This is a genomic window from Saccharothrix carnea (assembly GCF_003014735.1).
Lineage (GTDB): Bacteria > Actinomycetota > Actinomycetes > Mycobacteriales > Pseudonocardiaceae > Actinosynnema > Actinosynnema carneum.
Genome location: NZ_PYAX01000002.1, coordinates 761,371 through 784,090, shown reverse-complemented (window position 1 = coordinate 784,090; position 22,720 = coordinate 761,371). Strand labels below are relative to the sequence as shown.

Genomic DNA, 22,720 nt, shown 5'->3' with positions numbered 1-22,720 from the left:
TCAGGCGTCCGGCACGTCCACCCCGTCCCGGTCGGCCCACTCCAGCAACGGCTCCAGCGAGAACACCGCGTCGTCGATCCCGGCGTGCAGGTCGCCCAGCTCCGCGAACCGGGCGGGCACCGTGGCGATGGTGAAGTCACGCGGGTCCAGCGAGTCGATCTCGTCCCACCGCACCGGCGTGGACACGGTCGCCTCCGGCACGCCCCGCACCGAGTACGCACTGGCGATCGTGTGGTCGCGCGCGTTCTGGTTGTAGTCGACGAACAGGCTGCGCGGGTCGCGATCCCGCCGCCACCACGCCGTGGTCACGTCGTCGGGCGCGCGCCGCTCCACCTCGCGGGCGAACGCCAGCGCCGCCCGCCGCACGTCGGCGAAACCCCACTCCGGCTCGATCCGAACGTAGATGTGCAGCCCCGACCCGCCCGAGGTCTTCGGCCAGCCCACCGCGCCCAGTTCGTCCAGCACCTCGTGCGCCACGTGCGCGACCCGCCGCACCCGGTCGAACGGGCAGTCGGGCATCGGGTCGAGGTCGATGCGCCACTCGTCGGGCTTCTCCGTGTCGGCGCTGCGCGAGTTCCACGGGTGGAACTCCACCGTCGACATCTGCACCGCCCACACCACGTCCGCCACGTCGGTCACGCACAGCTCGTCGGCGTGCCGGTTGTACCGGGGGAAGTGCACCCGCACGGTCCGCACCCACGGCGGCGCGCCGGCGGGCAGCCGCTTCTGGTGCACCTTCTCCCCGGTCACCCCGGACGGGAAGCGGTGCATCATGCACGGACGCTCCCGCAGCGCCCGCACGATCCCGTCGCCGACCGACAGGTAGTAGTTGGCGAGGTCGAGCTTGGTCTCCCCGCGCGCGGGGAAGTAGACGCGATCCGGGTTCGAGATCCGCACCACGCGGTCCCCGACCTCCAGCTCCACCGAAGGCACCTTTCCGGCCATGCGGGAAACCTAACCCGGATCGCGTCGATCAGCGCGTCACCAGCCTCCTCTCGCGGTTCGTGGCGGCGATCGCGGTGGCCGCGACGGCGACGGCGGCGCCCACGAGGGGGACGGCCGGGGCGTCGACCGCTCCGCCGAGCACACCGGCGGCCGCGATGCCCGTGTAGATCGCGGACGCGTTCAGGGCGAGCAGGAGGTTCGCCCGGTCCGGGTCCAGCGCGACCAGGGCCGCGAACAGGGGCGGGTTGAACGCCCAGAACAACGCGCCCCACGCGGCCATCACGACGAACGCCGTCGCACCGGTGAGCATCGTCGGCAGCACCACGAGCACCGCCGCGCACCCGCCCAGCGCCACCAGCAGCGGTGTGCGCGGCCCGTGGCGGTCCGCGGCCACGCCGCCGATCGCGTTGCCCAGCACACCGCCGACGCCGTAGGCGAGCAGGTGACCGCTGTCGGGCGGGTGGCCGGTGATCGGGCCGAGGTAGCCGTAGACGCTGAACGTGCCCAGGCACGCCAGCAGCGACACGGCCAGCAGCCGTTGCACGGGCGGGTCGGCCAGCGGCGCGAGCCGTTGCCGGACCCCGACCGGCGGTCCCGGTCGCACCGGCGGCACGGCGGACCGCACCACCAGCGCCGCGATCACGCACAGCACCGCCACCAGCACGAACGCCGCCCGGTAGCCGTGCCGGTCGGCGACGAACCGCCCGGCGGGCACGCCCAGCAGGGTGGCCGCGGTCAGGCCCGCCGTGACCACCGCCATCGCCTTGGCCTTGTGCCCCGGGTTGAGCTGGGCGGCGACCGCCGTGGCCGCCGGGGTGGCCAGCGCCGCGCCGAACGCGGTGAGCACGCGGGCGACCAGCAGCAGGTCGAACGTCGGTGCGAGCGCCGCGCCGACGTTGCCCAGCGCGGCGACCAGCAGGGCGACGACCAGCAGGGCCCGTCGTTCGAACCGCGCGGTGAGCATCGCCAGCACGGGCGAGCCGACCGCGTAGGCCAGGGCGAACGCGGTGATCGTCTGCCCCGCCGCCGCGGTGGTGACGCGGTGGTCGGCGGCGACCTCGGTCAGCACCGCCGCGACGACGTACCCGCTGGACCCCGCCGCCACCGTCGTCGCGGCGAGCGCGGCGGTCCGGGCGCGCATCAGGACACCAGTCGGGGCGGCGCCGGGGTCAGGTAGGGCGTCAGGTCGGGTGGGCGGCGGCCGGTGAACGCCACCCGGTAGACGGTCTCGCGGACCAGCGCGACCGGTCTGCCCGCGCTGAGCAGGGTGGCCTGGCACCACAGGGCGGGCACGTCGTCGGGGTCGTCGGGCAGCGGGTCGGCGAAGTCGGGATCGTCCGGCGCGCGGGTGGTGGTGGCGTAGTGGGTGGCCCGGCGGGCGCCGGTGACCAGCATGCCGAGCGGGGTGTAGCCGCGGGAGAGCTCCTCGCGCCCGGGCTCGTCCAGTTCGAGGCCGCGCTGGTGCACCAGCGCGGTGATCGCGGCGAGGCGCGGGCCCTGGTCGCCGAGGTGCGGCACCAGGTAGCCCTCGCGCCGGGTCACCTCCGTGTGCGGCGGTAAGCCGAGCAGGTGCGCCTGCCGGGGCGTGAGGTGGTGCCGGGTGTCGGGTTGCCGGGGGTCGCGGCGCAGGCGGTAGCCCACCCACAGGGACAGCACGCGGGTGAAGGGGACGGGTACGTCGCGCAGGAACCGGGCCATGGTCTCGGCCCGGGCGCCTGCCTCGTCCGCGTGTGCGGCGGGTACGGAGTGGATCATGGGGTGCACCTTCCGGTGAGGCCGCACACGTCGTTGTGCGGGCGTCGGTGCGATGGACACCACGATGAGGCCGCATTGATGCGGAGACATCGGTCGGGTGACGGAGAAGATCGCGCATTCAGTCCACAGTGGACGGATGAGGGTCGCTCGGTTTCACACCTGTGATCCACCGTTGACCGGCCGCCGCCGCGTCGGTACTGGTGGGTGATGGCCTTCAGTCGACGTCGGTTCGGTCTGCTCGTGACGGCTCCCGCGATCGCCGCGGCGGTGGGGAGCCCCGCCGTCGCCGCACCGGCCCGCACCGACGTGGTCGGCGCGCTGCGCCGGGCCGCCGCGTTCCTCGACGAACGGCTGTCCTACCGCGGCGGGTACGTGTGGAGCTACCTGCCCGACCTCTCCCGCACGTGGGGCGAGTTGGAGGCCGCCCGCACGATGTGCTGGGTGCAGCCGCCCGGCACGCCGTCGATCGGCCACAGCCTGCTCGACGCCTACCACGCCACGGGTGACGGCACGTTCCTCCGCGCCGCCGAACGGACCGGGCTCGCGCTCGTGCGGGCACAGCTGCCGGTCGGCGGCTGGGACTACGTCCACGACTTCGCGGGCACGGCGTCGCTGCGCCGCTGGTACGCGACGATCGGCGCGAACGGCTGGCGGCTGGAGGAGTTCCGGCACCACCAGGGCAACGCCACGTTCGACGACGGCGGCACGGCAGCCGCCGCCCAACTGCTCCTCCGGCTGTACCTGGAACGCCGTGATCACCGGTTCCGCACCGCGGTCGAGCGTGCCCTCCGGTTCGTGCTCAAGGCCCAGTTCCGGGGCGGCGCGGCGGACGGCGGCTGGCCCCAGCGCTTCCCGCACCGCCCCGGCGCGGTGGACCGGACCCCGTGGCCCGACGCACGCCCGCCGTGGCTGCCCGACGACGTCGGCCACGGCATGGAGGACGGCGACTACACCGGGCACGTCACCTTCAACGACGACGTGCTCGGCGAGAACATCAAGTTCCTGCTGATGTGCGCCGCCACGCTCGGCCGCCGCGACCTGCTGGAACCCGTCCACCGCGCGATGCGCTGCCTGCACCGCCTCCAGCAACCCGGGCCGCAGGCGGGCTGGGGCCTGCAACACCTGTCCCGGACCGCGGGCGGACGACCGGCGGGCGCGCCCGCGGGCGCCCGCTCCTACGAGCCGAGGGCGTTGACCACCCACACCACCCAGACGAACGTCACCCAGCTGTTCCACTACTTCCGCCTGACCGGCGACCACTCCTACCTGGCCCGCGTGCCGGCGGCCATCGCCTGGCTGGACACCTGCCGCCTCACCGACGAGCAGCTCGGCGAGAACCCCCTGCTGACCGGCCGCACGCACCCGACTTTCGTCGAACTGGGCACCAACCGCGCGAGGTTCGTCCATCGGTTCGGCTCGAACGTCCGCAACGGCGCCTACTACTACGACTACGACCACCGTTCGACGCTCAGCCACTACTCGGCCGGCCGTGCCGTCGACACCGACGCCCTGCGTGCCACCTACGACGAACTGATGTCGCTCACCCCGGCGCAGGTCGCGGACCTCAAAGCGAGGTCACCGCTGAGCGGCCGGCCGATCCCGCTGCCGCGCTACTTCTCGCTGCGCGACCTCGCCCTGACCGACCTGTTCCGGGACGCGCCGCAACCGCTGCCGACCGTGACCGACGCCCAGGTCGAGGCACTGGTGGCGGACCTGGGCCCGAAGGACCACTGGCTCACTCCCGCGGACGCCGTCACCAACCCCTACCGGGGCGCCCCGCCCGCCGACCCGTACGACGGCACGGCCTACATGAGCAAGCACGTCGGCGACCCGCACGACACCTCGCCCTACGACCCGCGCACCCCACCGGCGGAACCCCCGTACGCGCCCACCGAACGCCCTTTGGTGATCAGCACCGCCGCGTACGTGGCGAACGCGGGGAAGCTGCTGGCCTGGCTGTCCCGCTGACCACGAGGGCGTCGAACGTCAGCTCTCCACCGGCCGCGACGCCAGCCACAGCTGGTGCTCCCGGCTGATCGCCTCCTCGGCCTCCGACTTCTCGTCCGCGTCCAGCACAACGCCTTCGGCCGTGCCACGTCAGCCGAGAACGGCGCGCCGACCACCGCGCACCGCCAGGCCGGCGTCTTGACCGACTCGGCGACCGCCCGCCCGGCGTATCCGCGTCGTGGCAGAAGCCGGGTAGGTCGCCGTCGGTCATACCCCTCCGTCCGTGGCGCGGCCCGGGATCACCGCCCGCACCACGGCGTCCACGCCGGTGCCGGCGGAGACGATCCTCCCACCGGACGGGTCCCATACGCCCGAACGACCCGCCGCCGAGTCGTACCCCTCACCCGTCGACCCGGCGAAGCTCGCCATCGCCACCCACACATCGTGCTCCACCGCGACCCGCCGGGCACGCTCGTCCAGCACGTCGGCCTGCCACGCGTGCTCCAACATGCCCGCCACGTACACGTCCACGCCCAACGCCACCGTGTCCGCCGCGTGCCGCGGCACGCCGGTGTCCTTGCAGACCGCCAACCCGAGCCGCACACCGTCCACCTCGACCACCGCGGGCGCGGGACCGGGGCGGAAGCGCGCCGGCTCCCCACCGCCGAGCCACACCTTCCGGTACGCCACCCGCACACCCGCGCCGGAGACCTCCAGCACGCCGATGTGCGGCCCGGCGACCGGCGCGCCCGCGAACGCCACCGACCCGGTCTCGGCGCACGCCGCCATCAGGGGCTCCACCAGATCGAACGGCACCACCGGCGCGTCGAAGTGGTACCCCGTCAACGACAGCTCCGGGAACACCACGACCCGCGCGCCCGCCGCGCGCACCGCCTCCGCGTGCGCCGCCACGTTGGCGGCCACGTCGTAGGGGGTGCAGCGCGGCTGGGCGACGGCGATCGTGATCACCCGCGAACTCTAGTGCGGCTAGTCGGGCACTTTCGACCAGTCGACGTCCGAGGCCAGGTAGAAGCCGGTGTACGCGGGCTGGTTGTAGGCCGTCTGCTGACGGGCCACGTCGACCCGGTACTGCGGGTCGTGCATCAGCGTGTAGAGCTTGTGGCCGGTCACCTCGGTGCTGACGTAGATCCGCAACGCCGAGCTGTCCGCCGTGCGCACCACCAGCTCCTCACGCCAGTCGCCGAGCACGTCGGCGACCAGCGCCGGGTTGCCCTTCGTGCCGTTGTTGGTGCGGGTGCCCTCCGCGGTCAGCAGGGTGCCGCGCCGCCAGTCCTTGATCGTCGGCGTCACCTCCTGCGCGCCGTCCACGATCTGCGTGGTCAGGTCCGCCGCCCAGCGGATGCTCGCGTTCGTGCCGGGGATCGCCGTCGACAGCGGGCGCCCGTCCGCCGACCACAGCCCGGCCGCGTTCGAGCCGCCCGGCAGCGACGCCCACGTCTCCAGCCCCGGCTCGGCGGGCAGCACGTCGCCGACCATGCCGCGCCCGGTGTCCCGGCCGGTGTAGCCGCCGTAGACCACCTCGCCGGTGGCCGCGTCACGCAGCGCGTAGCCGTAGGGCGCGAACGTCGCGCCCTCGTGCACCATGTAGATCTCCAGCCCCGGCCGGGCCGGGTCGATGTCGGTCACGTGCAGCGCGTCGCCGTGCCCGAGCCGCTCCACCGCGCCGGGGTTGGCGCTGCCCGGCGGCATCACGGCCTTCGAGTGGTAGAGCACCGACCCGTCGTGGTCGAGGGTGGACGCCCCGTAGACGATCTCCTGCTTGCCGTCGCCGTCCACGTCCGCCGCGCTCAACGAGTGCGCGCCCTGCGTGGCCAACCCGCCGTGCGTCGGCGAAGTGCCGTCCTTGCCGTGCACCGGGAAGTTGAACGGGTTGCTCATCGGCACCCAGCCGCTGTCCACGAACCAGTCCTTGACCAGCTTGCGGCCGTTCCACCGGTACGCGGCCAACGTCGTGCGCGTGTAGTAGCCGCGGGCGAAGACCGCCGAAGGCCGCTTGCCGTCCAGGTAGGCGACACCGGCGAGGAACCGGTCCACCCGGTTGCCCGGCTCGATCCGGCCCAGCGCGTAGTCGCCCCACATCAGCCCGTCGTCGTGCCGTCCCGGCTCGTACCGCACGGTCTCCAGCTCACGGCCCGACTTGCCGTCGAACACGGTCAGGTACTCCGGCCCGTCCACGACGAACCCGGCGAACGCCCGGAGGTTGTTGCGCGCGCTGCGGCTGGGCGCGTACACGTCGATGAAGTGGTCGGCCAACGCGCGGGCGTCCACCTCGGACAACGGGTAGGCGTAACGCGGCTCGACGCCGAACGCCTGCTCCAGCGTCGCGGGCCACCGCCCCGCCACCACCTCGGGGTGGGCGTGCCAGCCCCGGAACATCTCCACCACGTGGTCGTAGTAGCCGGCGGCGCTGAGCCGGTAGTCGTCGCGGTGCGAGTACCCCGCGCGCACGTCCTCGCGCGGCATCGTCACGTACCGCTCGGAGACCGGGTCGCCGTGCCGGTCGTACGTCGTGACCTTCGACCCCGGCGCGGTCTTCATCATCATCTCCGAACGGCCGTCGCCGTCGAAGTCGTAGACCAGGAACTGCGTGTAGTGCGCGCCCGAGCGGATGTTCACGCCCAGGTCGACGCGGTGCAGCAGGGTGCCGTCGAACCGGTAGGTGTCGACGTAGGTCGGCCCGGTGTAGCCGACCTGGGAGACGTCCTTCGAGTTGGACGGGTCCCACTTGACCACGTACTCGTAGCTGCCGTCGCCGTCCACGTCGCCGACGCTGACGTCGTTGGCCGAGTACGTGTACGCCTCACCGGCGGGCGTCACGCCGTCCGCGGGCTTGCGCAGCGGCAGGTCGTAGGACCCGCCTGCCCACGGCGAGACGGGCTTGCTCGCCGCGCCCTCCCGGCCGCGGACCACCGGCGCGACCCGGTACTGCGAGCCGCCTTCCGGGTCGAGGTAGTTCGTGCTGTCGGTGACCGTGGCGATGCGGCGGCCGTCGCGGTAGACGGCGAACGCCGGACCGGCCAGGCCGGTGGCGGTGTGGCCGGTGGCCTCGTGGCGCAGCAGCCGCCAGCTCAGGAACACCCCGCCCTCGGTGCGCGCGGCGACCAGGCCGCGGTCGAGGCGTTCGAGCCGGGGGCCTTCGGGCGACGCCGAGGCCGGGGACGTGCTCAGGACGAGCGCTAGGGCCGCCAGGACGGCGGACAGGGGTCGGGCGCGGGTCATCGGCTGCCTCCAAGGGGCGCGGCGTTGCGCGAGGTGCGTGACGACGCCACACGATGAACCGTTTCAACCAGAAAGGCAAGAGCGGATGACGGTGGAGTTTCGGCGGCGGAACGCGCGTCTTGACGCCGTGATGGGGCTCACCTAGGTTGATTGAACCGATTCAACCGAGGGGTGAGGGTGATGGGACGAGTGTCTCGCCGCGGCGCGGCAGGCCTGCTGGTCGGGCTGTTGTCGCTGACCGCGGCGCTGTCCGGCTGCGGTAACGAGTCGGCGGACGGCCCGGTGACGCTGCGGTTCGTCTGGTGGGGCAACGAGGACCGCGCCAAGGTCACCAGGGCGGCGGTCGACGCGTTCCAGCAGCGCAACCCCGACATCAAGGTGGAGACGGAGTACAGCGGCTACGACGCGTACTTCCAGAAGCTGTCCACCCAGGTCGCGGGTGGCGCCGGACCGGACCTGCTGCAGTTGGACCGGGCCACGGTCGGCGAGTACGCGGGCCGCAAGGTGCTGGCCGACCTGGGCGAGTACACCGGCAAGGACCTCGGGCTCGACAAGATCCCGGCGAACCTGCTGGAGGGCGGCAAGGTCGACGGCAAGCAGTACGCCGTCGCGGCCGGCGCCACCACCCAGATGCTGATCTTCGACCCCACGCACTTCGAGGCCGCGGGGGTGCGGGTGCCCACCGCGCCGGGGGAGAAGTGGACCTGGGCGCAGTTCGCCGAGGCCATGACCCAGGTCGGCGCGGCGGGCCAGGTCTCCGGCACGACCGACTTCGGCTGGGCCGTCGACTGGTTCGAGGTGTGGCTGCACCAGCGCGGCAAGGCCCTCTACACCCCGGACGGCAAGCTCGGCTTCACCGCCGAGGAACTGGCCGGGTACTGGGAGATGATCGGCGCGATGCGGTCGGACAAGGGCGTCTCGCCCGCCGAGGTGACCACCAAGATGGACGGCTCGGTGCAGAACTCCGGCATCGTGACCAGGCAGGCGGCCTCCGAGATCGGCTACGACTCCGCGGTCACCGGCTACTTCGGCGCGTTCGGGCCGAACCTGGAGCTCGCGCCGCTGCCCAGCGATGTGGCGGAGAGCGGCATGGCCGCCATGCCGCCGGTGTCGTTCGCGGTGTCGCAGCGCTCCAAGCACAAGGCCGCGGCGGTGAAGCTGCTCGACTTCCTGGTCAACGACCCCGAGGCGGGCAAACTGCTCGGCGCGTCGCGCGGCGTGCCGCCGAACGAGGAGATCCGCGCGCAGGTGTGCTCGTCGGCCGAAGGCGGCAGCAAGGCCGTGTGCGACTACGAGGCGGCGCAGCAGGACAAGATCGGTCCCGCGTTCGGCGCGTGGCCGACCGGCTCCTCGGCCATCAAGCGCGACTTCCAGCGCACCTACGACGACGTGATCTTCAACCGGGTCAGCGTCGCGGACGCGGCCGAGCGCGTGGTCCAGGACGCCGAGCAGTCCCTGGGGTCCTGAGCATGACCCAGTCCGTGCTGACCAGGCCCCCGGTCCCGGCCGACCCGCCGCCGACGCCCGCCGCGCGCGGCCGTCGCCGGCGGGGCCAGGGCGTGGCCTACCTGTTCCTGTCGCCGTGGATCATCGGCGCGGCGCTGCTGACCATCGGCCCGATGGTGGCGTCGCTGTACCTGTCGTTCACCGACTACGACCTGTTCGAGGCGCCCACGTGGATCGGCGTCGACAACTACGTGACCATGTTCACCGGCGACGAGCGGTTCTGGCACGCGGCCTGGACCACGACCGAGTACGTGCTGGTCTCGGTGCCGCTCAAGCTCGGCCTGGCGCTCGCCGTGGCGATGCTGCTCAACCGGGCCCGCAAGGGCGTCGGCCTGTACCGGTCGGCGTTCTACGCGCCGTCGCTGCTGGGCGCGAGCGTGAGCGTGGCGCTGGCGTGGCGGGCGATGTTCTCCACCGACGGCACGGTGGACCGGGTGCTGTCCTCGGTCGGCCTGGACCTCGGCGGCTGGGTCGACCAGCCGCAGTACGCGCTGCTCACCCTGGTGGCGTTGGCCGTGTGGCAGTTCGGCGCGCCGATGGTGATCTTCCTGGCGGGGCTGAAGCAGGTGCCGCGCGAGCTGTACGAGGCGGCGGCCATCGACGGCGCCGGGCCGGGGCGCCGGTTCCTCAGCGTCACGCTGCCGATGCTGTCCCCGGTGATCCTGTTCAACCTGGTGCTGGAGACCATCCACGCGTTCCAGGCGTTCACCGGCGCGTTCGTGGTGAGCAGCGGTCGCGGCGGTCCCAGCGACTCGACCCTGCTCTACCCGCTGTACCTCTACCAGCGCGGGTTCACCGACTTCCGGATGGGTTACGCCTCGGCGATGGCCTGGGTGCTGCTCGTCGTGGTCGCGGTCCTGACCGCCCTGGTGTTCCGCAGCGCGCGGCGCTGGGTGTTCTACGCGGGGGAGAACAGGTGACGCTCTCGAAACGCCTCGTCTGGCACGGGCTCGTGGTGGCCGTGCTGCTGGTGCTGCTGTACCCGGTGGTCTGGCTGGTCTCCACGTCGTTCAAGCCCGCGACGGAGGTGATCTCCACGCTCGCCCTGCTGCCCCGCGACCCCACCGGCGACAACTACGCCGAGGTGTTCGACGGCGTCGGCGAGTTCGGCGTGCTGCACTACTTCTGGAACTCGGTGGTGATCTCGGTGGGCGCGGTGGTCGGCAACGTGCTGTCGTGCTCGCTGGCCGCGTACGCGTTCGGGCGATTGCACTTCCGGGGCCGCGGGCCCATGTTCGGGTTCATGATGATCACCATCATGCTGCCGCAGCACGTCGTGCTGATCCCGCAGTACGTGATCTTTCAACAAATGGACATGGTGAACACGTTCTGGCCGCTGGTGCTGCCGAAGTTCCTGGCCACGGACGCGTTCTTCATCTTCCTGATGGTGCAGTTCATCCGCTCGCTGCCGCGCGAGCTGGACGAGGCGGCGACGCTGGACGGCTGCGGCCCGGTCGGCGTGTTCCGGCACGTCATCCTGCCGCTGCTGCGGCCCGCGCTGATCACCACCGCGATCTTCACGTTCATCTGGACGTGGAACGACTTCTTCAGCCAGCTGATCTACCTCAACGACCCGGAGAAGTTCACCCTGCCGCTGGCGCTGCAGCTGTTCATCGACCAGGCGACGCAGTCGGCGTTCGGGCCGATGTTCGCCATGTCGGTGCTCGCGCTGCTGCCGATCGGGCTGTTCTTCCTGGCGTTCCAGCGGTTCCTGGTGGACGGCGTGGCGACCTCCGGGCTCAAGGGATGAGCGCCTGGGCGCGCCCGTTGGCGCTGCTGGCCGAGGTGCTGCTGATCGGGGTGCTGGTGACCGTCGCGGCGCTGCCGGTGCTGACCGCGCTGCCCGCAGCGGCGGCGGGTGCGGTGCTGCTGCGCGAGCTGGTGGACGCCGGCCGCACGCCGACCGCGCGGCGGTTCGTGGTGCTGCTGGGACAGGCCGTGCGCGACCCGGTCGCGGTGGTCGTGCCGCTGGTGCTGCTGGTGGTCGGTGCGCTGGACGTGCTGGCGCTGCTGGGTGGTCTGCCGGGCGCGTCCGTGCTCGGTCCGGTGATCGGGCTGGCACTGGCCGTGGTGCTGCTGGTGCTGCTGCGGGCGGCGGCGCGGTGGAACCCGGGTGACCGGTGGGCCGTGCTGGTGACCGAGCCGTCGCGGGACTGGATCGGGTACGCGTACCTGGTGGTCGCGTTGGTGGTGGCGGGGCTGGTGGTCGCGCAGGCGCCCGCGTTCGCCGTGGTGGTGCCGGGCCTGCTGGTGTTCGCCGCGGTCGCGGTGGAGCGCCGGTGACGCCGCGGGTGGTGCTCGCCGGCGCGGGCGGTTACGGGCGGCTGTACCTGCGGGAGATCGCCGCGCTGGAGGCCGAGGGGGCGGTGCGGCTCACCGGCGTGTGCGAGGTGAACCCGCTCGACGCCGAGGCACGACGGCTCATCGGCGACCGGCCGGTGTCCGCCGACCTGTCGGCGTTGCTGCGTGACGCGGACATCGGCATCGTGTCCACCCCCATGCACACGCACGTGCCGCTGGCGCACCGGGTGCTGGACGCGGGCGCGCACCTCCTGCTGGAGAAACCGCCCACACCCACCCTGGCCGACTGGTACGACCTGGTCGACCGGGCCGAGGGCAGGGTGGTCCAGGTCGGGTTCCAGGCACTCGGCTCGCACGCCGTGCACCGGCTGGCCGAGGTCATGCGCTCCGGGGCGTTGGGCGAGATCCGCGGCATCGGCGTCCGCGGCACGTGGTCGCGTGACGACACCTATTACACCCGCGCGCCGTGGGCGGGCCGACGCACGCTCGACGGCGTGCCGGTGGTGGACGGCGCGTTGACCAACCCGTTCGCGCACGGCATCGCGACCGCGTTGGCGCTGGACGGTGCCACGGGCGTGGACGACGTGCACGACATCGAGCTGGAACTGCTGCGCTCCCGCGACATCGAGGCCGACGACACCTCGTGCCTGCGGCTGCGCACCCGCAACGGCACGGTCGTAGTGGTCGCGGTGACCCTGTGCGCCGAGGTCGCCCGGGAACCCGTGCTCGTGGTGCACGGCAGCCGCAAGCGGGCCGTGCTGCACTACACCGAGCACCGGCTGGTGGTCGACGGCATCGAGGAGCGCCACCGGCGCGACTCGCCGCTGCGCAACCTGCTGGACCACCTGGCGGACCCCGGCGTGCCGCTGCACGCGCCGCTGGCCGGAACCGGGGCGTTCATGCGGGTGCTGGAGGCGGTCCGCACCGCGCCCGACCCGGCACCGATCGACCCGGCCTGGCTGCGCCGCAACGGCAAGCGGGTGGACGTCGACGGCGTCGACCACGTGGTGGCCAAGGCCGCCGAGCACCTGCGCACGTTCGCCGAGCTGGAGGTGCCGTGGTCGCCGCTGGGGGGCGTGGCCCGGTACGGCTGGGACGGCGTCGAGCTGCCGCTGGTCGTGCCGCGACCCGCGCTGCACCCCGTGCGCACGCTCGGCGGGGTCGTGGTCACCGGCGAGCACCCGGACGACCACCCGTGGCACCGGGGGATCGGCCTCGCCTTGCCCGACGTCAACGGGGTCAACCTGTGGGGCGGCCGGAACTACGTGCCCGGCCAGGGGTACGTGCCGGGCGAGCTGGGTCGGGTCGAGGAGACCGGGCCGGGCGAGCTGGCGTGGTGCGACTCGGCGGGCGTGGTCCTGCTGCGGGAACGCCGCTCAATCCGCCGCCGTCCGGTGCCCGACGGCTGGGAGCTGGAGTGGACCAGCGTGCTCACCGCCGAACGTGACGTGGTGCTGCACAGCCCCGGCAGCAAGGGCCGCGAGGGCGCGGGCTACGGCGGCTGGTTCTGGCGGCTGCCCGACCTCGACCCGCTGTCCGTGCGGGTCTTCAGCCCCAACGGCGCGGGCGAGGCGGAGGTCAACGGCCGGACCGCGCCGTGGCTGGCGGTCCAGGTCGCCGACCCGGTGCGGCCGTGGACGGCCGTGGTGTCCGGTCCGACCGACCCGTGGTTCGTGCGGGTGGGCCAGTACCAGGGCATCGGGTCGGCGCCGGCCTGGAGCGCGCCGGTGGTGCTCGGGCCCGGCCAGGAGCGGGAGATCACCGTGCGGGTGGCGTTCTACGACGGCGTGCGCACACCGTGACGGACGACGGCTCGCGCACGGTGACGGGCGCACGTAGTCCAGACCATTGACAAGCGTTGTGGCACAACCATAGCGTCTGTGTGAAACGTTTCATTTTCCGGAGGTCGGCGTGCGACGTGTCTGCTTCCTGCTCCGGGTGCGCCCGGAGCGGCTGGAGGAGTACCGGGAGCGGCACCGCGAGGTGTGGCCGGAGATGCGGGAGGCGCTGCGGGAGACCGGTTGGGGCAACTACAGCCTCTTCCTGGCCGACGACGGGCTGCTCGTCGGCTACCTGGAGACCCCGGACTGGGACGCTGCCCAGCGGGGCATGCGCGACCGCGAGGTGAACGACCGGTGGCAGGCCGAGATGGCCGAGTTCTTCACCGCGCTGGACGGCAGGCAGCCAGACGAGGCCATGAGGCCGCTGACCGAGGTCTTCCACCTCGACTGAGCAGGTAAGGAGTCCGAAGTGGACACCAAGACAGGAGCACCCGGCGCGGGTGCCGTGGCGCGGGCCCTGGCGGGGCAGCGGATCGAGCTGCCGTCCTGGGCGTTCGGCAACTCCGGCACCCGGTTCAAGGTGTTCGCGCAACGCGGTGTGCCGCGCACGCCGCACGAGAAGGTCGCCGACGCGGCCACCGTGCACCGGTTCACCGGCGTGGCGCCGTCGGTGGCGCTGCACATCCCGTGGGACGAGGTGAGCGACTACGCCGAGCTGGGGAAGTTCGCGCAGGACCAGGGCGTGTCGATCGGCACGATCAACGCGAACGTCTTCCAGGACGACGCGTACGTGCTGGGCAGCGTGTGCTCGCCCGACCCGGCGGTGCGCCGCAAGGCGGTCGACCACCTGCTGCGGTGCGTCGACATCATGGACGCCACCGGCTCGCGCGACCTGAAGCTGTGGTTCGCGGACGGCACCAACTACCCCGGCCAGGACAGCATCCGGGCCCGCCAGGACCGGCTCGCCGAGGCGTTGCGGGAGACCTACGCGCGGATCGGGCCGAACCAGCGGATCCTGCTGGAGTACAAGCTGTTCGAGCCCGCGTTCTACACCACCGACGTACCGGACTGGGGCACGGCGTACGCGCACTGCCTGGAGCTGGGCGAGCGGGCGCAGGTCGTGGTCGACACCGGCCACCACGCGCCGGGCACCAACATCGAGTTCATCGTCGCGGTGCTGCTGCGCGCGGGCAGGCTGGGCGGGTTCGACTTCAACTCCCGCTTCTACGCCGACGACGACCTGATGGTCGGCTCGGCGGACCCGTTCCAGCTGTTCCGGATCATGGTCGAGGTCGTGCAGGGGGGCGCGCTGGCGGTCGAGTCGGGCGTGGCGTTCATGCTCGACCAGTGCCACAACATCGAGCCGAAGATCCCCGGCCAGATCCGGTCGGTGATGAACGTGCAGGAGGCCACCGCGAAGGCCCTGCTGGTCGACCGGGACGCGTTGACGGCGGCGCAGCTGGCCGGTGACGTGCTCGGCGCGAACGCCGTGCTGATGGACGCCTACAACACCGACGTGCGGCCGCTCGTGGCGTCCGTGCGCGAGGACATGGGGCTGGACCCGGACCCGATGGCGGCCTACGCCCGGTCGGGGTACGGCGAGCGGATCGTGGCGGAACGAGTCGGTGGCGAGCAGGCGGGGTGGGGCGCGTGAACGACCAGGTACAGGCACTGTTGGCCCGTTCGCACGAGCTGGGCGCGGACCCGGCGACGACGAACTACGCGGGCGGCAACACCTCGGCCAAGGGCGTGGAGACCGATCCGGTCACCGGTGACCCGGTCGAGCTGCTGTGGGTGAAGGGCTCGGGCGGCGACTTGGGCACGTTGACCGAGCGCGGCCTGGCCGTGCTGCGGTTGGACCGGCTGCGCGCCCTGGTCGACGTCTACCCCGGCGTCGACCGCGAGGACGAGATGGTCGCCGCGTTCGACTACTGCCTGCACGGCAAGGGCGGCGCGGCGCCGTCGATCGACACCGCCATGCACGGCCTGGTGGACGCCGCGCACGTCGACCACCTGCATCCCGACGCCGGTATCGCGCTGGCCGCGGCGGCGGACGGCGAGGCGTTGACCAAGGAGGTGTTCGGCGACCGGGTGCTGTGGGTGCCGTGGCGGCGTCCCGGCTTCCAGCTCGGCCTGGACATCGCCGCGATCGCCCGGGAGAACCCGCAGGCGATCGGCGTGATCCTGGGTGGGCACGGCATCACCGCGTGGGGCGCGACCTCGGCGCAGTGCCAGGAGCGGTCCCGGGAGATCATCCGGCGGGCCACCGAGTACCTGGCCGCGCGCGGCAGGCCGGACCCGTTCGGCGCGAAGCTGCACGACCCGCTGCCCGCCGCCGAACGCCGGGCCCGGGCCGCCGCGCTGGCGCCGCTCCTGCGCGGCCTGGCCTCGACCGACCGGCCGCAGGTCGGCCACTTCACCGACTCGGACGTGGTGCTGGACTTCCTGGCCCACGCCGAGCACCCGCGGCTGGCCGCGCTGGGCACGTCCTGCCCGGACCACTTCCTGCGCACGAAGGTCAAGCCGCTCGTGCTCGACCTGCCGCCGACCGCGCCGCCGGCCGAGGTGGCGGCCCGGCTGCGCGAGCTGCACGAGGCGTACCGGGAGGACTACCGCGCCTACTACGAGCGCAACGCGGCACCGGACTCGCCGCCGATGCGCGGTGCGGACCCGGCGATCGTGCTGGTGCCCGGCGTCGGCATGTTCTCCTACGGCAAGGACAAGCAGACCGCGCGGGTGGCGGGCGAGTTCTACGTCAACGCGATCAACGTCATGCGCGGCGCGGAGTCGGTGTCGACGTACGCGCCGATCGACGAGGCGGAGAAGTTCCGGATCGAGTACTGGGCGCTGGAGGAGGCCAAGCTCCAGCGGATGCCCGCACCGAAACCGCTGGCCACCCGGGTCGCCCTGGTGACGGGCGCGGGTTCGGGCATCGGCAAGGCCATCGCGCTGCGGCTGGCCGCCGAGGGCGCGTGCGTGGTCGTCGCGGACGTCAACGCGGACGCGGCCACCGCCGTGGCCGACGAGCTCGGGCCGGACACGGCGGTGGCCGTGGTCGCGGACGTGACCGACGAGGACGCGGTCACCGCGGCGGTCGACGAGGCGTGCCTGGCGTTCGGCGGGGTGGACCTGGTGGTCAACAACGCGGGACTGTCGATCTCCAAGCCGCTGCTGGAGACCACGACCCGCGACTGGGACCTCCAGCACGGCGTGATGGCGCGCGGGTCGTTCCTGGTCGCGAAGGCGGCGGCGAAGGCGATGGTCGAGCAGGGGATGGGCGGCGACATCGTCTACATCGCCTCCAAGAACGCCGTCTTCGCCGGGCCGAACAACGTCGCCTACGGCGCGGCCAAGGCCGACCAGGCGCACCAGGTCCGGCTACTGGCCGCCGAACTGGGCGAGCACGGCATCCGGGTCAACGGCGTCAACCCGGACGGCGTGGTGCGCGGGTCGGGCATCTTCGCCGGTGGCTGGGGCGCGCAGCGCGCCGCCGTGTACGGGGTGCCGGAGCAGGAGCTGGGCGCGTTCTACGCCCAGCGGACGCTGCTCAAGCGGGAGGTCCTGCCCGAGCACGTGGCCAACGCGGTGTTCGCCCTCACGGCCGGCGAGCTGTCCCACACGACCGGGGCGCACATCCCGGTGGACGCGGGCGTGGCCGCCGCGTTCCTGCGGTGATCGGCCATGATCGGCCCGTGGTCGGGGGTGAAACGATTTAACGCAGGCCGGGGCGGACTAGGATGAGAAGTGCGTCGTGCCGGACGGGGAGCGGTACCGGCCGATAGAGTCCAGCTCCTTCACACCTTCAGTCCGCCGAGGAGGCGCGGTGGGGTCACCGGTGAGCATCCGCGACGTGGCGACGCGCGCGAAGGTGTCCGTCGGCACGGTCTCCAACGTCCTGAACCGTCCCGAGGTCGTCGCACCGGCGACCCGGGACCGGGTCATGGGCGCGATCGAGGAGCTGGGCTTCGTCCGCAACGACGCCGCGCGCCAACTGCGCTCGGGCACGCCGCGCGCCATCGGGCTCGTGGTGCTCGACGTGGGCAACCCGTTCTTCACCGACGTCGCGCGCGGTGTCGAGGACACCGCGAGCGAGGCCGGGCACGCGGTGATCCTGTGCAACAGCGACGGGTCCTCGCAGCGCGAGTCGCGGCACGTGGAGCTGCTGGCCGAGCAGCGCGTGCACGGCGTGCTGATCACGCCCGTGGACACCGACCTGGCCGCGGTGCGCAGGCTGCGCGACCGGGGCATGTCCGTCGTGCTGCTCGACCACCCGACCGCCGACCCGGGGCTGTGCGCCGTGGCCGTGGACGACCGGGCGGGTGGCGAGCAGGCGGTCACCCACCTGCTGGCCGAGGGCTACGAGCGGATCGTGATGGTCAACGGGCCGTCGCACGTCCACCAGGCCCGCCAGCGGCACGAGGGCGCGGTGGACGCGGTGCGCAAGTCGGGCCGGGACTCCGGCGTGCTGGAGGAGCTGAAGGTCCCCGCGCTCAACGTGGTGTCCGGGCAGCGCGCGGCCGAGCAGCTGCTGGCCCGGTCGGTCCGGCCGGACGCGGTGTTCTGCGCCAACGACCTGCTCGCGCTCGGCCTGCTGCAGGTGCTCGTGCGCGCCGGCGTGCGCGTGCCGGAGGACATCGCCATCGTCGGCTACGACGACATCGACTTCGCCGCCGCGGCGGCCGTGCCGCTGACCTCCGTGCGCCAGCCGCGCCAGCTGATCGGCCGCACGGCCGCGGAGCTGGTGATCGCGGAGACGATGACACCGGGTGAGCACGAGCACCAGCACGTGCTGTTCGCGCCCGAGCTGGTGGTCCGCGAGTCGAGCCGCCGGGTGCAGCGGAGCAGGCGCCGCCCGAGGTGAGCGGCGCTTCTTGAACCTTTTCAGCCCAATTACCCGCAGCTAGCCGGCTCGGTTGAACCAATCGAGACCCGTCGGTATGAATCGTTTCATCCTTGACACCGGTTCCGTGGTGGTGCTGTCATGTGGCGGACGAGGGCGTTACCCCAGGCACGACTGGGAGCGCTCCCAGAAATCTGCGACGAAGGAGCAATGGTGCTCACCAACTCGTACAGAGTGCGGGCGATCGCCGCCGCCACGGCGATCAGCGCGGTGACCGGAGGCCTGCTGGTCGCCGGGGTGGCCTCGGCGGCCCCGGGCTGCGGGGTCGACTACGTGGTGCAGAACAAGTGGCAGGGCGGGTTCAGCGCCAACGTCACGGTCAAGAACCTGGGTGATCCGGTCGACGGGTGGACGTTGGCCTGGTCCTTCCCCGGCTCCGAGCGGTTCGGCCAGGGGTGGAACGCGACCTTCAACGCCTCCGGCGCGAGCGTGACGGCGGCGAACGTGGACTGGAACAGGTCGATCCCGACCGGCGGCACGGCGTCGTTCGGCTTCAACGGCACGATGACCGGCGACGTGGTGGGGGTGCCCACGTCGTTCACGCTCAACGGCACCACGTGCACGGGCACCGTCGACCCCACGACGACCACGACGACTTCGACGTCCACGTCGACCACCACCACCACCACGACTACGACGACCACCACGCCGGACCCGGGCCCGGGCGACCCGACCGGTCGCAAGCAGGTCGAGCGGCTGGACCGCGGTGTGGTCAGCGTGCGGTCGGGCAGCGGCAACCTGGTCAGCTGGCGGCTGCTGGCCGGTGACCCGCAGAACGTCGGGTTCAACGTGTACCGGGGCGCGACCAAGCTCAACTCCTCGCCGATCACGTCCTCGACGAACTACCTGGACAACGGCGCCGCGGCGGACGCGTCCTACACCGTCCGCGCCGTGGTGAACGGGGCCGAGCAGCCGGCGTCCCCGGCGTCGCTGGCGTTCGGCGCCGGCTACCGGGACGTGCCGATCCAGTCGCCGGGCACGGGCTACAGCGCGAACGACGCCAGCGTCGGCGACCTGGACGGCGACGGCGACTACGAGTTCGTGCTCAAGTGGGACCCGGACAACGCCAAGGACAACTCGCAGTCCGGCGTGACCGGGAACGTGTTCATCGACGCCTACCGGCTCGACGGCACCCGGATGTGGCGGATCGACCTGGGCCGCAACATCCGGGCGGGTGCGCACTACACGCAGTTCCAGGTGTACGACTACGACGGTGACGGCAAGGCCGAGGTCGCGATGAAGACGGCCGACGGCACGCGTGACGGTCGTGGCACGGTGATCGGCAACGCCTCCGCGGACCACCGCAACTCGGGCGGCTACATCCTGTCGGGGCCGGAGTTCCTGACGATGTTCAACGGCCAGACCGGTGCGGCGATGTCGACGGTGAACTACGACCCGCCGCGCGGCACCGTCTCCTCCTGGGGCGACAGCTACGGCAACCGGGTGGACCGGTTCCTGGCGGGCACGGCGTACCTGGACGGCGCCCGGCCGTCGTTGATCATGGCGCGCGGGTACTACACGCGTGCGGTGGTCGCGGCGTGGGACTTCCGGGACGGCGCGCTGGTCAAGCGGTGGACGTTCGACAGCAACAACCAGTCGGGGTACGCGGGGCAGGGCAACCACTCGTTGAGCGTCGCCGACGTGGACGGGGACGGCCGGGACGAGATCGTCTACGGCGCGGCCACGATCGACGACAACGGCCGCGGCCTGTGGACCACCGGTCTCGGGCACGGGGACGCCGGGCACGTGAGCGACCTCGACCCGTCACGGCCGGGCCTGGAGTACTTCAAGGTCTCCGAGGACTCCTCGAAGCCGGGTTCCTGGTTCGCCGACGCCCGCACCGGCCAGCGCCTGTGGACCACCGCGTCGGGCAGCGACAACGGCCGCGGCGTGTCCGGTGACATCTACGCCGGCAGCGCGGGCGCGGAGTCGTGGTCCAACGCGGACGGCGAGCTGCGCAACCCGCGCGGCACCGGCATCGGCCGCAAGCCGTCCTCGGCCAACTTCCTGATCTGGTGGGACGGCGACCCGACCCGCGAGCTGCTCGACCAGACCCGGATCGACAAGTACGGCACGAGCGGCGACACCCGGCTGCTCACCGGTTCCGGTGTGGCGTCGAACAACGGCACCAAGGCCACCCCGGCGCTGTCGGCCGACCTGTTCGGCGACTGGCGGGAGGAGGTCGTGTGGCGCACCACCGACAACCGCGCGCTGCGGATCTACTCCACCCCGAACCCGACCGACCGGCGCATCCCCACGCTGATGCACGACACCATGTACCGCGTCGCCATCGCGTGGCAGAACACGGCCTACAACCAGCCGCCGCACCCGAGCTTCCACATCGGGAACGGCATGGTCACCCCGCCGTGGCCGGACGTGCACTACGCCGGCTGACCTCTCCGCACCGATCACGTTCCGTGGCCGTGGCCTACCTCACTCGGGGTAGGCCACGGCCTGTTCGGGGGTGTGAGCCGGTCGGCGAGCGGGTACCAGTCCGGGGATCGAGGGAGGTCACACCATGGGCAAGCACAGACTGGGCCAGTCCGAGGGTCGTCAGTGGGGCGGTCCGGACCTGGTCAACGGTGCGGAGGAGGCGCTGGGCCGGTCGGACGGCGAGCAGTCCGAGCCCACGTCCGAGCGCGTGGAGGACGACTAGAAGTCCAGGTCCGGGTCCTCGTCGACCGTGCGCAGCGGCGTGACGGTCGGATGACCCCCGGCCAGCAGTGCGGCGTCGGTGCCGGGTACGAGGTCGTCGTCCACCAGGACGGCGGCGAGGCTGATCGTGCCGTCGTCGCTGTCCTTGATCCTGGTCCGCACCGCGCCGAACTCGGCGAGCCCGGCCCGCTTCGGCTCGCCCGCCTCGGCGCGGTTGGGCACGTTCAGGTTCAGCACCGCGCCGACCGGCAGCGCCGCGACCCGGTCGAACAGCCTCGACGCGACCGCGACGGCGGTGTCCCAGTGGTGCGGCACGTCCAGGTCGAGCCCCACGTCCAGCGACACCGCCAGGGCACGCGCGCCGTTGATGGCAGCGGTCAGGGCCGCGCCGACGGTGCCGGAGTGCAGCACCGCGCGGCCGACGTTCGCACCGCGGTTCACGCCGGAGAGCACGATGTCCGGCGGGTCGCCGAACGCGCCCTGTGAGGCGACCAGGGCGATGAAGGCGGGGTGCGCGGCGACCGCGTAACCGGGCACGTCGGGCAGTCCGGGCAGCTCACGCGGCTCGACCTGGACGAGCCGGTCGTCCTCGGCGGCGGTCAGGCCCGCGCTCGTGCCGCTGGACTCGCGCGCGGGCGCGGCCACCACGGTCGTCCACCCGTGCGCGACCGCGCCCCGTGCCAGGGCGGCCAGCCCGGGCGAGTCGATGCCGTCGTCGTTGGTGATGAGGACCCTCATGCGTCCTCCCACGGGCGCAGCCGCACCCGGTCGACCAGCCCGCGCACCACGTCACCGCTGCCGGTGCCGAGCCCGTGCCTGGTCACGTTGACCGTGCCCGCCGCCGCGCCGAGCTTCAGCGACTCCTCCAGCGAGTGGCCCAGCGCGAGCCCGGCGGCCAGCCCGGCGGTCATCGAGTCACCGCCGCCACGCGTGTCGACCGGGCTCAGCTCGGGCGTCTCCACCAGGTAGAACGTGCCCTCGAGGCACGCCAGCGTCTCCTCGGCGGCCCGGGACACGACGACCGCGCTCGCACCGCACTCGGCGACCTTCCGGCAGCCCTCGACCAGGTCGGGCAGCGAGTCGGACGCGGCCAGCCCGTCCGACACCAGCTCCTCGTGGCTGACCTTCACCACCTCGGGCGCACCGGCGAGCGCGGCGGCGAGCCGGTCACCGGACAGGTCCACGATCACGCGGCAGCCGTTGCCGCCGAGGTCCTTGGCGAGCCGTTCGTAGACCGAGTCGGGCACCGGTGTGTCCTGCTCGGCGGGTCCGCTGAGCACGGCGACGCCCGCGCTCAGGGCCTCGATCAGCGTCATCTCGTACAGGTCGTCGAGCTCGTGGCGGGACAACGCGTCGGCGGGCATCCGCACCACCTGGTCGCGCCCGCCGTCGCGCCGGTCGTGCACGTACCCGCCGTTGCGGGCCGCCACCTCGCGCACCTTCAGCTCGACCCCGATCAGGTGCCGCAACACCTGCCCGGTCTCACCGCCCAACGCCGAGCACAGCACCACCTCGGCACCCAGGGACTCGATCATGCGCGACATCCACACGCCCTGCCCTCCGGCGTGGATGTGGATGTCGGGCGTGCCGTCCAACTCCTCCACCGTCACCGTCAACTCCGGGGACGGCGCGAACACCGCTACTCGACCTGCCATACCCGACACCTACCCGTTTCGCCGTGATCGAATCA

The 22,720-nt window shown here is 72.4% G+C and carries 19 protein-coding genes; 12 read left to right on the top strand and 7 right to left on the bottom strand.

The features are described 5' to 3' along the window. The 3 genes from ligD to B0I31_RS40445 are packed head-to-tail and all read right to left on the bottom strand — an operon-like array spanning position 1 to position 2,700. Complete coding sequence (gene ligD, locus B0I31_RS07770) at positions 1-945, bottom strand: non-homologous end-joining DNA ligase (protein WP_106614588.1); 945 nt, start codon at positions 943-945, stop codon at positions 1-3. A 28-nt stretch (positions 946-973) separates the two neighbouring features. Further along, positions 974-2,086 carry an MFS transporter gene (locus B0I31_RS40450; RefSeq protein WP_181320042.1) on the bottom strand — a complete coding sequence of 371 codons (1,113 nt, stop codon included), beginning with the start codon at positions 2,084-2,086 and terminating at the stop codon, positions 974-976. Then, entirely contained in the window at positions 2,086-2,700 is a 615-nt protein-coding gene (locus tag B0I31_RS40445) for a hypothetical protein (RefSeq protein WP_181320041.1), read from the bottom strand. Before B0I31_RS40445 ends, B0I31_RS40450 begins: the two co-directional genes overlap by 1 nt. Positions 2,701-2,940: 240 nt before the next feature. Between B0I31_RS40445 and B0I31_RS07760 the strand changes: the two genes are divergently transcribed. Then, positions 2,941-4,668 carry a pectate lyase gene (locus B0I31_RS07760; protein ID WP_219910625.1) on the top strand — a complete coding sequence of 576 codons (1,728 nt, stop codon included), beginning with the start codon at positions 2,941-2,943 and terminating at the stop codon, positions 4,666-4,668. A gap of 246 nt (positions 4,669-4,914) precedes the next feature. On the opposite strand, the gene B0I31_RS07755 is transcribed toward B0I31_RS07760, so the two are convergent. Both B0I31_RS07755 and B0I31_RS07750 read right to left on the bottom strand, forming a co-directional pair. After that, positions 4,915-5,616, bottom strand: a complete 702-nt coding sequence (locus tag B0I31_RS07755; protein ID WP_219910624.1) for a carbon-nitrogen hydrolase family protein — start codon at positions 5,614-5,616, stop codon at positions 4,915-4,917. Positions 5,617-5,634: 18 nt separating this feature from the next. Further along, positions 5,635-7,887: a rhamnogalacturonan lyase gene (locus B0I31_RS07750; RefSeq protein WP_106614585.1), complete on the bottom strand. Its 2,253-nt coding sequence runs from the start codon at positions 7,885-7,887 to the stop codon at positions 5,635-5,637. 180 nt (positions 7,888-8,067) lie between these two features. Here B0I31_RS07750 and B0I31_RS07745 point away from each other — a divergent pair, with 180 nt between their 5' ends. The 11 genes from B0I31_RS07745 to B0I31_RS40440 all read left to right on the top strand — a co-directional run bounded on the left by B0I31_RS07745 (position 8,068) and on the right by B0I31_RS40440 (position 21,031). After that, entirely contained in the window at positions 8,068-9,354 is a 1,287-nt protein-coding gene (locus B0I31_RS07745; RefSeq protein ID WP_106614584.1) for an ABC transporter substrate-binding protein, read from the top strand. A 2-nt stretch (positions 9,355-9,356) separates the two neighbouring features. Continuing rightward, positions 9,357-10,313 carry a carbohydrate ABC transporter permease gene (locus B0I31_RS07740; RefSeq protein ID WP_106614583.1) on the top strand — a complete coding sequence of 319 codons (957 nt, stop codon included), beginning with the start codon at positions 9,357-9,359 and terminating at the stop codon, positions 10,311-10,313. After that, positions 10,310-11,143: a carbohydrate ABC transporter permease gene (locus B0I31_RS07735; RefSeq protein WP_106614582.1), complete on the top strand. Its 834-nt coding sequence runs from the start codon at positions 10,310-10,312 to the stop codon at positions 11,141-11,143. Before B0I31_RS07740 ends, B0I31_RS07735 begins: the two co-directional genes overlap by 4 nt. Beyond that, complete coding sequence (locus B0I31_RS07730; protein WP_106614581.1) at positions 11,140-11,676, top strand: hypothetical protein; 537 nt, start codon at positions 11,140-11,142, stop codon at positions 11,674-11,676. The genes B0I31_RS07735 and B0I31_RS07730 overlap by 4 nt, the downstream gene beginning before the upstream one ends. Then, a complete protein-coding gene (locus tag B0I31_RS07725) occupies positions 11,673-13,496 on the top strand; it encodes a DUF6807 family protein (RefSeq protein WP_106614580.1) in 1,824 nt (607 codons plus the stop codon). The genes B0I31_RS07730 and B0I31_RS07725 overlap by 4 nt, the downstream gene beginning before the upstream one ends. 109 nt (positions 13,497-13,605) lie before the next feature. Beyond that, positions 13,606-13,926: an L-rhamnose mutarotase gene (locus B0I31_RS07720; RefSeq protein ID WP_053722290.1), complete on the top strand. Its 321-nt coding sequence runs from the start codon at positions 13,606-13,608 to the stop codon at positions 13,924-13,926. An 18-nt stretch (positions 13,927-13,944) separates the two neighbouring features. Further along, the gene (rhaI, locus tag B0I31_RS07715; RefSeq protein ID WP_245949740.1) at positions 13,945-15,129 is read left to right on the top strand and encodes an L-rhamnose isomerase; all 1,185 of its coding nucleotides are present in this window, start codon (positions 13,945-13,947) and stop codon (positions 15,127-15,129) included. After that, positions 15,126-17,150 carry a bifunctional aldolase/short-chain dehydrogenase gene (locus B0I31_RS07710; RefSeq protein WP_106614739.1) on the top strand — a complete coding sequence of 675 codons (2,025 nt, stop codon included), beginning with the start codon at positions 15,126-15,128 and terminating at the stop codon, positions 17,148-17,150. Before rhaI ends, B0I31_RS07710 begins: the two co-directional genes overlap by 4 nt. Positions 17,151-17,298: 148 nt before the next feature. Next, positions 17,299-18,336: a LacI family DNA-binding transcriptional regulator gene (locus B0I31_RS07705; RefSeq protein ID WP_106614579.1), complete on the top strand. Its 1,038-nt coding sequence runs from the start codon at positions 17,299-17,301 to the stop codon at positions 18,334-18,336. Between the two features lie 192 nt (positions 18,337-18,528). After that, positions 18,529-20,769, top strand: a complete 2,241-nt coding sequence (locus B0I31_RS07700) for a rhamnogalacturonan lyase family protein (RefSeq protein ID WP_281262278.1) — start codon at positions 18,529-18,531, stop codon at positions 20,767-20,769. Positions 20,770-20,893: 124 nt separating this feature from the next. Further along, positions 20,894-21,031 carry a hypothetical protein gene (locus B0I31_RS40440; protein ID WP_181320039.1) on the top strand — a complete coding sequence of 46 codons (138 nt, stop codon included), beginning with the start codon at positions 20,894-20,896 and terminating at the stop codon, positions 21,029-21,031. Here B0I31_RS40440 and surE read toward each other — a convergent pair. Further along, complete coding sequence (gene surE / locus B0I31_RS07695) at positions 21,028-21,768, bottom strand: 5'/3'-nucleotidase SurE (RefSeq protein ID WP_106614577.1); 741 nt, start codon at positions 21,766-21,768, stop codon at positions 21,028-21,030. The genes B0I31_RS40440 and surE overlap by 4 nt on opposite strands. Then, on the bottom strand, positions 21,765-22,685 hold the full coding sequence (locus B0I31_RS07690) for a PfkB family carbohydrate kinase (RefSeq protein WP_106614576.1): 921 nt from the start codon (positions 22,683-22,685) through the stop codon (positions 21,765-21,767). The genes surE and B0I31_RS07690 overlap by 4 nt, the downstream gene beginning before the upstream one ends. Positions 22,686-22,720 lie beyond the last annotated feature (35 nt).